Origin of the sequence: Exiguobacterium sp. BG5(2022), assembly GCF_031844365.1 — a bacterium.
GTDB classification, from domain to species: domain Bacteria; phylum Bacillota; class Bacilli; order Exiguobacteriales; family Exiguobacteriaceae; genus Exiguobacterium; species Exiguobacterium profundum.
The window spans coordinates 1-14,393 of record NZ_JAUZVB010000001.1 but is presented as its reverse complement, the minus strand read 5'-3'; the positions used below and the strand labels follow the sequence as shown (position 1 = coordinate 14,393).

Genomic DNA, 14,393 nt, shown 5'->3' with positions numbered 1-14,393 from the left:
TCCTTTTTATTTTACGCTCGTCGGTTTGATATTCCAGACCGCGTTTGCGTATTCCGTGATGGTACGGTCACTCGAGAAGATTCCTGACTTCGCCGTATTGACGATGGAGCTTTCGGCCCAACGCGACTGGTCACTGAACACCTCATCGACTCGTCGCTGTGCCCGCATATACGAGACAAAGTCTTTCAAGACAAGGAAGTCATCGTTATAGACGAGGAGAGAATCGAAGATGGATTGGAATTGATATTCGCCCACTTTATCGAACGTTCCGTTGACAAGACCATCGACCACATCTTTGATTTCCTGATGTGCGTGATACATCTCTGCCGCATGATAGCCTCCGAACTTCTTATAGTTCATGACTTCTTGCGGAGATAATCCAAAGATAAAGATGTGATCATCACCGACGGCGTCACGAATTTCGATATTGGCCCCGTCTAACGTTCCAATCGTCAAGGCTCCGTTCATCATGAATTTCATGTTTCCGGTACCGGATGCTTCATAGCTCGCAGTCGAGATTTGTTCGCTCAAGTCAGACCCTGGGAAAATTCGTTCGGCCATGGAGACGCGGTAATTTTCAAGGAAGATGACTTTAATGAATTGACTCGCCCGCTTGTCCTTATTGATGAGCGTGGCAAGGGCATTGATATAGCGAATGATCTCTTTCGCATAGTAGTATCCCGGTGCCGCCTTGGCGCCAAAGATAAACGTGCGAGGCACCATCGTAAACGTCGGGTCCGCTTGAATCTTCAAGTAAAGCGCATGGATGTGAAGGGCATTCAGCAATTGTCGTTTATAGGCGTGCAAGCGTTTGACTTGTACGTCAAAGATGGAATGAGGGTCCACTGTCTCTCCCGTTTCTTCTTGAATGTATGCCGCTAAGTCCAATTTGTTTTGTTGCTTCACGTCCATGACTTTTTCTTGGAAGCTCCGGTCTTTCGAAACATCCATCAACTTTTCCAAGTCGTTCGGATGTTCGATCCATGACGGGCCGATTGCTTCCGTAATGGCGTCGGATAATCCCGGGTTCGACTTCAAGAGCCAGCGACGGTGTGTGATCCCGTTCGTCTTGTTGTTGAAGCGAAGCGGGAACATCTCATATAAGTAACGCATCTCGCGCTGTTTTAAAATATCCGTATGAATTTGCGCTACGCCGTTCGTTGAATGAGAACCGACGACAGCGAGATTGGCCATATTGATCTGTTCGTTTGACACAATTGCAATCTCTCCCATATGGGATTCGAGATGCGGATAGTTGACGAGTACGTCTCGACAGAAACGTCGATTGATTTCTTCGATGATTTGATACACGCGCGGCAGGAGGCGTTGGTACATCTCGACCGGCCATTTCTCAAGCGCTTCTGCGAGTAGCGTATGGTTCGTGAACGACATGACGCTCTTCGTAATCCGCCACGCCTCGTCCCAACCGTATCCATGCTCATCCATCAAGATGCGCATCAATTCAGGAATTGCGACGACCGGATGCGTATCATTGATATGAATCGCGTAATGGTCGCCTAACTGCTTAAGTGATTTATTTCGCTTCAAATAGGAAGCAAGCATCGATTGAATGCCTGCAGATACAAAAAAGTATTGTTGTTTCAAACGTAATACTTTTCCTTCATACGTCGTATCATCTGGATACAAGAATTCCGAAATGGTAGCAATCGACTGTTTATGTTTCAACAAGTCTTTATACGTCCCTTTCGTCTTCTCTAAATACGCCTCGTCGTCAAGTGGTGATTCGGCGTTCCAAAGACGTAACGTATTCACGACATCATTCTTATAACCGATAATCGGCATATCATACGGAACGGCAAGAACAACCTCGTCTGGATGATGGACGACACGCAATCGATCTCCGATTTGTTTCATCTCAATCCAGCCACCGAAATTAATCTCGACCGCTTTATCCTGACGTCTCGTTTCCCACATGTTCCCGTCACGGAGCCAGTTATCCGGCAGCTCGACTTGATAGCCGTCTACAATTTTCTGTTTGAAGAGTCCATAACGATAGCGAATCCCATTTCCATGCCCAGGTAAACTGAGTGCAGCCAACGAATCGAGGAAGCAGGCGGCCAGGCGACCGAGCCCCCCATTCCCAAGACCCGGCTCTGGTTCCAACTCGGTAATGTCTGTGAAGTCGTATCCGAGATCTTGCAGTCCGTCTCTAACGAGCTCCAATACGTCTAAACTGAGCAAGTTGTTGTATAAGAAGCGACCTAATAAAAATTCTAGCGAGAAATAGATGACTTGCTTACTGTGTTTTTCTTCTTGACGGTCGCGCGTGTGAATCCATTTGGGCATGGCCTGCTCGCGTACCATCGTTGCCAATGTTTGATACACTTCCTGCTCTGTCCCATCCTCGATCGACTTCCCGTTCAATGCAATGAACCGTTCTTTAAATGCGTCGACAAAGCTTTGTTTATCTGTGAACATAAATCAAGTTAGCTCCTTCCACTCATGCGAATAAATGATATAACTCACGATATTGCTTGGCGGATTGTTTCCAGCTATAGTCCGCGGTCATCGCTTGATGGACGAGGGCATGCCAGTTTTCCTTTTCATAGAAGACACGAATCGCTTTTTCAATCGTCGCCAACATCTCATGAGCATTGTAGTTCATGAATCCAAAACCGGTCCCTTCTTGCGTGAACTCGTTGTACGGCTTCACGGTATCCCGGAGTCCACCTGTCTCACGTACGATCGGCAAGGTGCCATATCGCATGGAGATCAATTGACTGAGACCACAAGGCTCAAAACGTGACGGCATTAAAAAGGCATCCGATCCCGCATAAATCAAGTGTGCGAGTTCGATGTCAAAACCGATATATGACCCGACTTTCCCCGGGTGAGCGGCTGTCATCTCGTGAACGATTCCTTCATATTCCGGTTGTCCCGAACCGAGGAACGCGAACTGGCAAGGGAGCTGTCCAAGTTCTTCACGGACACCGTTGATTAAATCGAGCCCCTTTTGGTCAACGAGTCGGCTGACAAAACCGATGAGCATGACATCGTCACGTACTTCAAGCCCAAGTCGCTCTTGTAACGCCCGTTTGTTGACAACTTTTCCTTGTTTATAGGTGTCTAGATTGTACGTCTCTGCGATTCGCTGATCCGTACTCGGATCGTTTGTCGCCAAATCAATCCCGTTTAAAATGCCACGCACGTCGACTGCTCGATGACGCAACGCCCCGTCTAAGCCTTCACCGTAATAGGGTTCCATGATTTCGTCGCGATACGACGGGCTGACGGTCGTGATTTGATCGGAATGGACGATGCCGGCTTTCATGTAATTGACGAGACCGTTATGTTGAATTCCTTCGGCCGTGAAATGTTCAGGACCGAACTGTAGCAATTCTCCAAGAATCTCTTCTGGGAAAATCCCCTGGTATTGTAGGTTATGGATGGTATACACGGTGCGAATGCGTTGATACGCTTCAATATGTTGATAATGGATTCGTAAGAAGGCCGGTAAAATACCTGTCTGCCAGTCATGACAATGCAGGACATCGGGTACGTCTTCCATCTTCCCAATCATTTCGAGTACAGCGCGAGAGAAGAAGGCGAATCGTTCAGCATCATCAAAGTGTCCATATAAGACACCGTCACGTTTAAAGTAATACTCGTTGTCGATGAAGTAATACGTGATGCCGTCCCGCTCTAACTTCAAGACTGCCCCGAACTGTTTGCGCCACCCGACCGGAACAATCAGGTCGAATAAATACTCCATCTCGTCCACATACTCTTCAGCGATCGAGCCATATTTCGGCATGACAACACTGACTTCTTCTCCTAGGCCCGCCACCGCTTGAGGGAGCGAACCGACAACGTCGGCCAGCCCCCCCGTTTTCATGAACGGTGCCGCTTCTGAAGCAACATACCAAATTTTCATAAAATCCTCCTCATACCACTGTTCGTTTCGCGATGACAATCGGTTCGTCGATTGTGCCTCGGATGACCTGTCCTCGTTTTACAACAACTTCTTTATCCAAAATCGCGTTTTCAACGACAGCTCCTTCTTCAATGATCGATTTTGATGAAATGATTGAGTTTTTCACGCGTGCGTGTTTACTGACTTCAACACCACGGAAGAGAATACTATTTTGCACCTCGCCATGAATCTTACATCCATTTGCCACGAGCGCCTCGTTTACCTTTGATCCTTTCAAATAACGAGTCGGTGGCTCATGTTTGATTTTCGTGTAGATATGCGGGAAGTCATAAATGATGCCTTCGCCACGGAGTAATCGCATGCTTTCATTATAGTAAGAAAGCACCGAGTGAATGACCTGCATTTTCCCGACATAATGGTACCCGTGCACGTGTAAACGATGAAGCTGGGGACGAATGACGCCATCCAACAGGTCATATTCGCCTTTAGAGGTCGCTTCATCAACGAGACGCATGAAGAGATTCTTCGACATAATGATCGTTTCTGTGTACGTGTACTCATCATCCGGTGAGAATCCGCGCTCAGAGATGCCGACGACGCGGTCATTCTCCCCAAGGCGTATCGGACGGCAATAGCCACATTTCTGTTCATGGGTCGTATAGGCAAGCGTGATGTCCGCGCCCATCGATTTATGATGTGCGAGCATGTCGGTATAATCGATTGTCGTCAAAACGTTCGAACCTGTGATGACCACATACGGCTGCTTGCTGCGAATGAAGTGTTCACGGTGCATCGAGAAGTTGGCCAAGTCGCCAAGATACGCTTCCCCGTCCGGTTTCAACGCTGGTGGGAAGATGTGGAGACCTCCTTGCGAACGGTCCAAATCCCACTCTTTCCCTGAACCGAGATGATCCATCAATGAGCGATACTTATCTAACGTAAAGATCCCGACTTGATTAATATTTTGTGTGATCATATTTGTCAAGGTGAAGTCTATCAGGCGATAGCGTCCTGAGAATGGGACTGATGCCAGATTACGATGTCCAGTAAATTCCGGAAACAGACCTTGTTCCGTTCCTAAGTTAATGACCCCTAATAAATCGTTCGTCAACAGTAACGCCTCCTTGCGTGTCTCTTTACTCGTATCAAACTCTTTGTTTGAAGACGGTTCCACTTTCAATGTTTTCGTGTGGTTCAATAACAACGATTTCACCACCCGGCTCACCTACTGTCGCGCCGTCTTCAATGACTGCACAGCTAGCGACAATGGCTCTGTGAATTGTTACATCCTTCCCGATTCTAGCTCCTGGCATAATCACCGAGTCTTTAACGAGTGAACCTTCTCCAACACGGACATCGTAAAATAGCACTGAATGTTGGACTTCGCCTTCGATATGACACCCTTCGTTAATCACAGACTGTTCGACACAAGCGTCTTTTCCAATATACTGAGGAGTCTGGTTCGGGTTGACCGAATAGATTTTCCACTCCGGGTCATATAAATCGAATGGAGGCTCTTCTTCCAAGAGGTCCATATTCGCTTCCCAAAGAGACTGGATCGTACCGACGTCTTTCCAATAGCCTTTGAATTTATAAGCGAAGACATCGAGCCCTTGTAAAAGGGTATTCGGAATGATATTTTTTCCGAAGTCAAAGCTAGATGTTTCGTCTTCAGCATCTTTGATCAAGTGTTCGCGCAAGACGCTCCAGTTGAAGATGTAAATCCCCATCGAAGCCAAGTTGCTCTTCGGTTCTTCTGGCTTCTCTTCGAACTCATTGATACGGAGGTCATCCGCTGTGTTCAAAATTCCGAAACGCGGCGCTTCGTCCCACGGCACTTCCATGACAGAGATGGTCACATCGGCTTGTTTTTCTTTATGGGCTTCGAGCATTTTCTCGTAGTCCATTTTATAGATGTGGTCTCCCGAAAGAATCAACACATAATCTGGATCGTAATCATCGATATAGCTCAAGTTACGATAGATTGCATTGGCCGTCCCCTCGTACCAGTTTTTCCCCGACTGTGCTTGGTAAGGTGGGAGAATGGCTAACCCCCCGTTGCGACGATCTAAATCCCATGCCGTCCCGATTCCTAAGTAACGATTCAATTCAAGTGGCTCATATTGCGTTAATACCCCGACTGTTGTAATTCCCGAGTTCGTGCAGTTTGACAATGGGAAATCGATAATGCGGTACTTTCCGCCGAAATTCACGGCCGGTTTCGCCGTTTTTCGCGTGAGAGGCCCCAATCGCTTTCCTTCTCCTCCCGCAAGGAGCATCGCAACCATTTCTTGCTTCATAAATAATAAGCCTCCTCAAAATCGTGATATACAACCTCTTTTACCCTTTTTCGCCCTTTCCTAAAGTATTCCTTCTCGAATTATTATATGATAACGTTTACATTTTTTATTTTTTTGTAAATTGGACGATATAATGTATAGAGAGAGGTGAAATAGATGAGAGCTTGGATTGGAACCTTATTTTTTGCTGGACTTTTGGCTGCTTCCTTGTCACTTGCCACTGCATTGAAAGAAGAGATTGATCAGGCAGATGAAATTCTATCTTGGGGACAAGAGCTGGTATCGACACAACCACTCTCGTCAATGCATGCCGTCACACTCGCATACAACGGGGGAGAACAGCAAATCTACTTGGCGGGCCGCAGAAATGACGTGTCCCCGAAAGCGTTACCCGAACATATCCAAGATGCGATTACAACCATCGAAGACCGTAAGTTCAATGCTCATCCCGGTTATGATTTGAGCGGGATTGCCCGAGCATTTATCAATAACGCGAACGAGACATCTGTCCAAGGTGGGAGTACAATCACGCAACAGTTGGCACGGAACGTGTACCTCACACATGAACGGACATATGAACGAAAAGTGAAAGAGTTATTGCTTGCTCGAGCACTAGAAAAAAATTATAGCAAGAAAGAAATTTTAACAGCTTATAGCAACGTTATTTTTTTTGGACATAATGTATATGGGATTCAATCGGCAGCCGATACATACTTTTCAAGACCGCTCGACGATTTGAATTGGAATCAACTCGCTTACTTGTTGACAGTACCGAATAATCCGTCACTTTATGATCCGCTCAATCCATCTGATGCTTTTTTTGAGCGTAAGGACCGAATCTTGACGCAACTGTTTGAAGCGGGTGTTCTCTCGAAGAGTGCTTACGATCAGTATCATGGCGTCAAGCTCCAAGCATCGTTTCGCAGTCAAACGATTCAATACCCGGACTATATGGATACAGCCGTCCGTGAAGCGATTCAATTGGTACGGACACGTTACGACTTAGATGATGCCGAGGCGAGAGAATATTTGTCCACGCATGAAGCGACGATCGAGACTTACTTATCCACCGGGAAGCAGAAACAAGCAAAACAGGTGATGAGTCAACTCCCTCCCGGTGTGAACGGTGGCTATACGGAACTGACACCTCAAGGGAGAATCGTGGCCATGGTCGACTCTGAGATGACGCAGGTCGGTGAGTTCAACCGAGCGACCCAGGCGTACCGCCAACCAGGTTCCGCAATCAAACCGATCCTCGTTTTCGCCCCATTTATCGAAGAGACAGGAGCGAAACTTGACACGGTACTAGACGGCCGTCCGGCTTGTTACGGTTCTTATTGTCCCGGAAATAGTCACAACCGTGTGTTAGGCGATGTCCTATTGAAAGATGCGGTCGCTTTCTCGTATAACACACCTGCGCTCGCCGCCTTCTCAGCAATCGATCAGGAACGCGCGTATAAGACAGCTGATATGATGTTCAGTCAATGGGATGAACAGGACGAGAACTTAGCGAGTGCCCTTGGCGGTCTCACACAAGGCGTCTCCCCAAAAGAACTCGCCGCCGCCTATACCCCGTTCTTAAATAAAGGCGAGTATACATCCGGACATACAATCAAACAAATCACATTCAAGTCCGGTGAACCAACGTTGACCCCGATCTTAACGGAAGAGACAGTCTGGTCTCCGAAAACGATTAGTGAGATGAAAAAAGCGTTATCGACCGTCACCTCATACGGTACAGGTCGCTATGCGAATCAGCTGAAACGTGAATTTGAGTATCTCGGAGGAAAGACCGGAACAACGAACGACAACAAAGATATGTGGTATGTCGGACTGACCGATCGCACCATCACCGCCATCTGGCTCGGTGCCGATACGCCCCGCCCATTCCCGGAACTCGCCAACCGTGCGTATCCGGCGATTGTCTGGACACAGGCACACCAATAAAAGGAGTCAGCCACTGAAAAGTGGACTGACTCCTTTTGCTTTATAATCGACGTTCGATTTGAAGTCGATATGCTCCCCAATGCTCCATTAACTCGTCGTGATTGATTAGTTTCCATGGATTGAAACGGACTTGACCATGTTTATTGAAATAGAGTCCTTGTCGCACACAGTAACTCGCATGGACCAGTTGCCCTTGGTCGCTCCAAAACGTCAGGACGTCATTCGGCCTTAGTGTATCATCCTTCACAGTTTCGTACCTACTTCGCTTTAATGTCTGAAGGAACGTCTCTGGATGAACCCATTGGTGAACGACCTGTTCGTTTCCCGTGACCGCAAATAACGTCGCCGCGAGACAGTTACTTCCATCCTGGATCGGAAACCGATTTGCATAATCCGCAATATGCGAAGCAATCGAGTCATCACAGGGTTCCCCTTCCCAACGATCCCACTCCTTCGCATAGTCGAGCAGAAGAGAATGACGCATCTCGATGTCGAGCTCATTCCAATTTTGCGGATGCAAAACGATGACACACGCGCCATCCTTCTCTATAATCATCTCATTCGATAGCCGTTTCATCTGCTCGACTGATATCGGCAAAATAAGACCACGATGGGTCGTCACTTGAAATTCCAATAAACGTGTTTTGACGTGTTCCTGTAACTCCTTCAAAAAGCTAGAGAACGCATGGATGACATAAGTCACGTCTTGACCCATCTGCCACGTCACATACGGATTCGTGATGTCGGGTCTGCGGTAAAGCGGATGATTGAAAAACTCCTGCCTCGGAATCACGAGACAGGAACTCGGTATATCCTCAAGAAACGAAGAATCAATCCAATACAAGGTTTCCTCCGGGACAAATGATATACACCACGCTTCGATCACATCAGAGGTTGGTCCAAAAGAATGCTTCATAAGATGATATCTCCGACAGAGTTAAACAAGCGAAGGACCGACCAACCTAAACCACTGACCAACGTCGCCCACATGACGGCCTGCATAAGTAATAAGCCGATAGCACGTGGGACGGACATCGATTGGCTTACTTGCCAGACATAGTAAAAGAGATACATCAAGAGCGTGCCAACGAGCACGGCGATAACGGCGAGCAATGTGTTCAAAAAGAGAAAGCTGATTCCGGACCCGATGAGAAAGATGATGGCCCCAGGTTTGAGCCGATGAAGCGACGTGCCATTTGTCTCTCGCGCAAAAAAAGCGAAACCGAGTTGATTGAACGTATCGGCTACCAATTTGAATGCGCTAAACAACATAAAGAAAATCGTAAAGAATACGACGAGCACGAGCACTTTCGTCTCTTGCACGGATAACAGTTCGATAATTTCACTATATACGCCAATTTGATTCAGCCATTGGATTACGTACTCGGAGGTCGCAATCGCAAGTGACATCGAAAACAAAATAATTCCGATGAGTGGGGCATAGCTCAGTAAGTACACATTCGTTTTCATGTTCCTTCTCCAATTTCACAGTAATTTCTTATATTCAGTGCAATTCACCTACCAAGTATATTATACTATTTATAGTTATGGAGAATAAAAGGGGGATTTTTGGATGGGCCTATTATTGATGGTTGGAATCAGCGTCGTCTTCCTCGCAGCGATTTTGACAGCTGGATATAACCGTAAACCTGAGGGTAACGAATAAGAGCCGGGATTCTTACGAATCCGGCTCTTTTTTATTTCAATCCTGCATATCCCTGTTGGCGAAGCGCCTCATATACGATGATGGCTGCTGTATTCGATACGTTCAATGAACGAACGAGGTTCGATTGTGGTAGGCGGATGCAGCGATCCAAATTGTTCTCGATGACTTCCATCGGCAACCCTTTCGTCTCACGACCAAAGACGAAGAAGTAGTCACCGTCTACATCTGAAACGTCTAAATCACTCGGGTATTGTTCCCCGTACTTCGTAATATAAAAGAACTGACCATCCGGATGCTTCTCCCACAGCTCTTCTAACGAGTCATGATAGCGAACATCGACGAATTGCCAATAGTCGAGACCGGCACGCTTTAACATCTTATCATCCGTCGAGAATCCGAGCGGACGAATCAAATGAAGGACCGAATTCGTCGCCGCACACGTACGTGAGACGTTCCCTGTATTTGCTGGTATTTCTGGTTGAAACATTACGACATGAATCGCCATGGTTGATTTCCCTCACTTTTTCATTTCAAATTCTAGAAGGCGTTGTTTCTCAGCCAATCCTCCCGCAAAACCGATAAGCTTTCCACTACTTCCAATGACACGATGACACGGAAACAGAATCGGCAATGGATTTCGATTGAGCGCCTGTCCGACGGCGCGAACGGCCTTTGGTCGACCGATTTGTTCGGCAATTTGTTTATATGTGCGTGTCTCGCCATATGGAATGGTCAAGAGCGCATCCCAAACCTCCTGTTGAAACGGTGTCCCGTTCATTTCGACATAGGCACGATCTGCTTCTTGAAATCCTGTCTTCTCGACTCGTGTCATGAGATCTCGCAACCACTCAGGTGCTTCCTCTGTCGGTTCATGTGTTGTGAACTCCAATTCGGTCAACTTACCTGATCCATTTATCTCGTACATTAGCGGTCCCCACTTAGACGACACGATCTTCATGTGCCCACTCCTCTCGATATATGCGAATCTCTTCATGAACCATATCGGACGTTTCATTCCGTTCAATCTCTTCAAATATCGAATCGGCATCAGGTCCAAGAATCGCACCGATTGCCCAAACAGCCGTCGCGCGCATATCTTCGCGTTCATCCTGTTTAATAAATTCCCTTAAGATTGGAATCGCTGAAAGTTCACGGTAGTGCGCGAGCGCTAAAATCGCATTTCGTTGAATCGGTTTCTTCCCGCGCCATGCGCCTGATAAATGTCCGAACTTTTGTTTGAACTCCCGGTTGCTCAATGTCAGAAGAGGCTCTAAGAGCGGTTTGACAATCTCAGCTTCCGGTAACAATTCTTCATGGTGGCGCCAGTCCTTTTTGCGATTATATGGACAGACTTGCTGACACGTGTCACATCCATATAATCGACCACCAAGCTTCGACCGAAACTCTCGTGGCATCAACGTCTTCATCTGCGTGAGATAGGCGATACAGCGCTTCGCATCGAGGACACCTGGTTCAACAAGGGCCGTCGTCGGACAAGCTGTCATACATTTATCGCAATCCCCACATCCGTCTTCAATTGCTTCATCCGGTGGTAAGTATACATCTAAAATCATTTCGCCCAAATAAAGATAGGATCCTTTCTCAGGAGAGATGATGGAACAGTTTTTCCCACTAAATCCAATCCCCGCACGTTCTGCGACAGCACGGTCGACGAGCTCACCCGTATCGACCATCGAACGCGTTCGCACGTTTGGAACCAATTCTTCAATGTACGCTTGAAGTTTGGCCAATCTATCGCCGACCGCCCGATGGTAATCGAGTCCCCACGAAGCACGAGCAAACAACCCTCGTCTCTCGCCGGCGACACTACGGGGCGCATCTTTTAATTTACTTGGATAGGCGATGGCAATCGCAATGATTGACTGTGCCTCTTCAAGCAGGAGTTCAGGATTTGTGCGTTTCTCTAAATCCGGTTCTTCGAATCCAGAGGCATATCCTTTCTCCTGTTGTCGAATGAGTCGTTGTTTCATGACGATGAACGGATCAGCTGTCGTCACTTTCAACTCATCAATCCCGATGGTTTCGGCATACGCTAAGATTTGTTGTTTTAATGTGTACGGGTCCATTCCGTTCACCTCCTCTATATATTTTCGCATACAAAAAATCTCTCCGCCACTCGGCAGAGAGATATGAAGCGGGTGAAGAGAATCGAACTCTCGTCATCAGCTTGGAAGGCTGAGGTTTTACCATTAAACTACACCCGCATGAAATATTGTTGTCATTCAAGCGACTATAGTTAATATACACCTATACTATTAATCTGTCAACAAGTATTCGTAAGTTTTTCTAAATTCAATGAAATAAATATGTTAATATATCTTAATCATTCAAAAGATCATGGATGAAACAAAGAATCGAGTGGCGTCAGGATTTGAAATTGACGGTCGTGCCCCTCTGTTTCTGCAAACGTAAACGCTGTAAGTTGACCGTCCTGATACAATTCTACATGAAGGAAACGATCTTGGATATTGTTATAGATATGGAAGACGTCTCGTGTTTGTCCAATTCGCTCGACTTGCTTCAAAAGTTCTTCTTTGACGGGACGTGACATCTGATTTGCAACGTGTGTATGGAAGATACATAACGTCTCTGTCTCCGACACACGCGATACGAGATCTTGTAGCATCGTCACACCATCCCCTTCAATGAGCGTCACCATATTAAAATTGATTTCATTCATGGCAGCCTGAAGCAGTTGCCGTCGTGTCTCATGCTCTGACCAGATTAACGCATTCAACCATGACCGCTCTGCTTGATCTGTCAAGTCCACAATGTTCAAATCGACACCAATACGCGTTCCGATGTCTAATAGCGTCTTAGCCTCGAGATGGAATGATTCGTTCGATTCGACGGTCGCTGAGATGTTTACTGATGAGATGCTTATCGGGTTGATTGGGACGCCATTATACTCATAAGCGTACTGGTCAACAAATAGTTGAAGCCCTGCACTCGTTCCGATTTCGAGCAGTGCGAGTGATTGCTTCGTCTGTTGTTGAATCTTCGAAAATATCGGATACAAGTAGGCGCATCGTTGAACCTCGTTCGTTTGCACACGACGGGTTCTCAATCGATGACGGATCTCACTTTCGTATGTATGGCAAAAAGCTAAAAAGAGGGAAATACATCTTCAGCTTGTTTTGGATATTTTGTCACGCTAGGATAATAGGTGGCCAACTCATCAGCAGAGTGTTGAATTACCAGTTCATGAACAGATGCAAACAATAGATTTGGAGCAGGTTGTCCCTTTGGTATGTCTTCACACAAAGATAAGAGCCATTCATGCTGGGCCACTTCTCGAGCTAGCACTTCGTATAAGCGACTAGAACCCACACATTCGTTGTCAGCAAATCGGATGAACCGATTCGATTGTTCTGTATATTGAATATCATCCACCTCGTTTCTTCTTGTTAAAACATTCGAGCTGAATGAATGTCCTTCCTTCTCAAAAAAGGATAGAGAACAGAAAAAAGACCCTAACCTCAGTTAGAGTCATACGGATACCGGTGGTCGGAGTCGAACCGACACTCCAGAGGAACACGATTTTGAGTCGTGCGCGTCTACCAATTCCGCCACACCGGCATATTATGTTGGAGGCGCCAGTCGGAATCGAACCGACGATAAAGGAGTTGCAGTCCTCTGCCTTACCACTTGGCTATGGCGCCAAAAGTCATTGGAGCGGAAGACGGGATTCGAACCCGCGACCCCGACCTTGGCAAGGTCGTATTCTACCACTGAACTACTTCCGCAAAATGGCTGGGCTGGAAGGGATCGAACCTTCGCATGTCGGAATCAAAATCCGATGCCTTACCACTTGGCTACAGCCCAATAATAATGGGGCGACTGAAGGGAATTGAACCCTCGAATGCCGGAATCACAATCCGGTGCGTTAACCACTTCGCCACAATCGCCATGATGAAATTAAAAACAGGGGCAGCAGGAATCGAACCCGCGCTGACGGTTTTGGAGACCGTAGTTCTACCGCTAAACTATGCCCCTAAGTGGTGGGGGGGGGCGGATTCGAACCGCCGAACCCGAGGGAGCGGATTTACAGTCCGCCGCGTTTAGCCACTTCGCTACCCCCCCACATATGGTGGCTTTGGACGGAATCGAACCGCCGACACAAGGATTTTCAGTCCTTTGCTCTACCAACTGAGCTACAAAGCCATATGTAGTATGATTGATTTTAAAATAAAAATGGCGGTCTCGACGGGATTCGAACCCGCGATCTTCTGCGTGACAGGCAGACATGTTAACCCCTACACCACGAGACCGGACTTAATTGCGGGGGCCGGATTTGAACCGACGACCTTCGGGTTATGAGCCCGACGAGCTACCAGACTGCTCCACCCCGCGACGATATAAAATTAAATGGTGACCCGTACGGGATTCGAACCCGTGTTACCGCCGTGAAAGGGCGGTGTCTTAACCGCTTGACCAACGGGCCATTACATATTTGAAAAACTGGCGGAGAGCAAGGGATTCGAACCCTTGAGACGGTTTTGCCGCCTACACGAATTCCAATCGTGCTCCTTCGGCCACTCGGACAGCTCTCCAAAAGAGAAAG

10 protein-coding genes, 13 tRNA genes and 1 pseudogene are annotated in these 14,393 nt (G+C 47.1%); 1 reads left to right on the top strand and 23 read right to left on the bottom strand.

Features of this window, described 5'->3' with window-relative positions:
- Positions 1-6: 6 nt before the first annotated feature.
- Genes Q9R25_RS00120 through Q9R25_RS00105 form a run of 4 tightly spaced genes read right to left on the bottom strand, consistent with a single transcriptional unit; the run spans position 7 to position 6,195 of the window.
- Entirely contained in the window at positions 7-2,439 is a 2,433-nt protein-coding gene (locus tag Q9R25_RS00120) for a glycogen/starch/alpha-glucan phosphorylase (RefSeq protein WP_074037686.1), read from the bottom strand.
- A gap of 22 nt (positions 2,440-2,461) precedes the next feature.
- Positions 2,462-3,895, bottom strand: coding sequence for a glycogen synthase GlgA (glgA, locus tag Q9R25_RS00115; protein WP_214782153.1), 1,434 nt, complete (start codon positions 3,893-3,895; stop codon positions 2,462-2,464).
- Positions 3,896-3,905: 10 nt separating this feature from the next.
- A complete protein-coding gene (gene glgD, locus Q9R25_RS00110; RefSeq protein WP_236548973.1) occupies positions 3,906-5,108 on the bottom strand; it encodes a glucose-1-phosphate adenylyltransferase subunit GlgD in 1,203 nt (400 codons plus the stop codon).
- The gene (locus tag Q9R25_RS00105; protein WP_015880913.1) at positions 5,041-6,195 is read right to left on the bottom strand and encodes a glucose-1-phosphate adenylyltransferase; all 1,155 of its coding nucleotides are present in this window, start codon (positions 6,193-6,195) and stop codon (positions 5,041-5,043) included. Before Q9R25_RS00105 ends, glgD begins: the two co-directional genes overlap by 68 nt.
- A 156-nt stretch (positions 6,196-6,351) precedes the next feature.
- Here Q9R25_RS00105 and Q9R25_RS00100 point away from each other — a divergent pair, with 156 nt between their 5' ends.
- Positions 6,352-8,142 (top strand): transglycosylase domain-containing protein, encoded by a 1,791-nt coding sequence (locus Q9R25_RS00100; protein WP_311282649.1) that lies wholly within the window; start codon positions 6,352-6,354, stop codon positions 8,140-8,142.
- Between the two features lie 40 nt (positions 8,143-8,182).
- Here the strand turns inward: Q9R25_RS00100 and Q9R25_RS00095 are convergent, their stop codons facing one another.
- The 19 genes and pseudogenes from Q9R25_RS00095 to Q9R25_RS00005 all read right to left on the bottom strand — a co-directional run bounded on the left by Q9R25_RS00095 (position 8,183) and on the right by Q9R25_RS00005 (position 14,382).
- The gene (locus Q9R25_RS00095; RefSeq protein ID WP_311282648.1) at positions 8,183-8,986 is read right to left on the bottom strand and encodes a hypothetical protein; all 804 of its coding nucleotides are present in this window, start codon (positions 8,984-8,986) and stop codon (positions 8,183-8,185) included.
- A gap of 68 nt (positions 8,987-9,054) precedes the next feature.
- Positions 9,055-9,612 carry a DUF5366 family protein gene (locus Q9R25_RS00090; protein ID WP_074037691.1) on the bottom strand — a complete coding sequence of 186 codons (558 nt, stop codon included), beginning with the start codon at positions 9,610-9,612 and terminating at the stop codon, positions 9,055-9,057.
- Between the two features lie 227 nt (positions 9,613-9,839).
- Positions 9,840-10,313 carry a tRNA (uridine(34)/cytosine(34)/5-carboxymethylaminomethyluridine(34)-2'-O)-methyltransferase TrmL gene (gene trmL, locus Q9R25_RS00085; RefSeq protein WP_015880908.1) on the bottom strand — a complete coding sequence of 158 codons (474 nt, stop codon included), beginning with the start codon at positions 10,311-10,313 and terminating at the stop codon, positions 9,840-9,842.
- A gap of 12 nt (positions 10,314-10,325) precedes the next feature.
- The gene (locus Q9R25_RS00080) at positions 10,326-10,766 is read right to left on the bottom strand and encodes a methylated-DNA--[protein]-cysteine S-methyltransferase (protein ID WP_311282647.1); all 441 of its coding nucleotides are present in this window, start codon (positions 10,764-10,766) and stop codon (positions 10,326-10,328) included.
- Positions 10,747-11,895, bottom strand: coding sequence for a tRNA epoxyqueuosine(34) reductase QueG (queG, locus tag Q9R25_RS00075; protein WP_214685787.1), 1,149 nt, complete (start codon positions 11,893-11,895; stop codon positions 10,747-10,749). The genes Q9R25_RS00080 and queG overlap by 20 nt, the downstream gene beginning before the upstream one ends.
- A gap of 67 nt (positions 11,896-11,962) precedes the next feature.
- Positions 11,963-12,033, bottom strand: a tRNA-Gly gene (locus tag Q9R25_RS00070).
- A gap of 131 nt (positions 12,034-12,164) precedes the next feature.
- A pseudogene (locus Q9R25_RS00065) lies at positions 12,165-13,135 on the bottom strand (DUF2332 domain-containing protein).
- Positions 13,136-13,327: 192 nt separating this feature from the next.
- Positions 13,328-13,408, bottom strand: a tRNA-Leu gene (locus Q9R25_RS00060).
- A 9-nt stretch (positions 13,409-13,417) separates the two neighbouring features.
- A tRNA-Cys gene (locus Q9R25_RS00055) sits at positions 13,418-13,491 on the bottom strand.
- Between the two features lie 9 nt (positions 13,492-13,500).
- Positions 13,501-13,575, bottom strand: a tRNA-Gly gene (locus Q9R25_RS00050).
- Positions 13,576-13,579: 4 nt separating this feature from the next.
- Positions 13,580-13,654: transfer RNA gene (locus Q9R25_RS00045), tRNA-Gln, on the bottom strand.
- Between the two features lie 7 nt (positions 13,655-13,661).
- Positions 13,662-13,737: transfer RNA gene (locus Q9R25_RS00040), tRNA-His, on the bottom strand.
- 17 nt (positions 13,738-13,754) lie between these two features.
- Positions 13,755-13,825: transfer RNA gene (locus Q9R25_RS00035), tRNA-Trp, on the bottom strand.
- A 3-nt stretch (positions 13,826-13,828) separates the two neighbouring features.
- Positions 13,829-13,912 (bottom strand) — tRNA-Tyr (locus tag Q9R25_RS00030).
- Between the two features lie 5 nt (positions 13,913-13,917).
- A tRNA-Phe gene (locus Q9R25_RS00025) sits at positions 13,918-13,993 on the bottom strand.
- A gap of 31 nt (positions 13,994-14,024) precedes the next feature.
- Positions 14,025-14,100: transfer RNA gene (locus Q9R25_RS00020), tRNA-Asp, on the bottom strand.
- An 8-nt stretch (positions 14,101-14,108) separates the two neighbouring features.
- Positions 14,109-14,182, bottom strand: a tRNA-Met gene (locus tag Q9R25_RS00015).
- A gap of 16 nt (positions 14,183-14,198) precedes the next feature.
- Positions 14,199-14,273: transfer RNA gene (locus tag Q9R25_RS00010), tRNA-Glu, on the bottom strand.
- An 18-nt stretch (positions 14,274-14,291) separates the two neighbouring features.
- Positions 14,292-14,382, bottom strand: a tRNA-Ser gene (locus tag Q9R25_RS00005).
- Positions 14,383-14,393 lie beyond the last annotated feature (11 nt).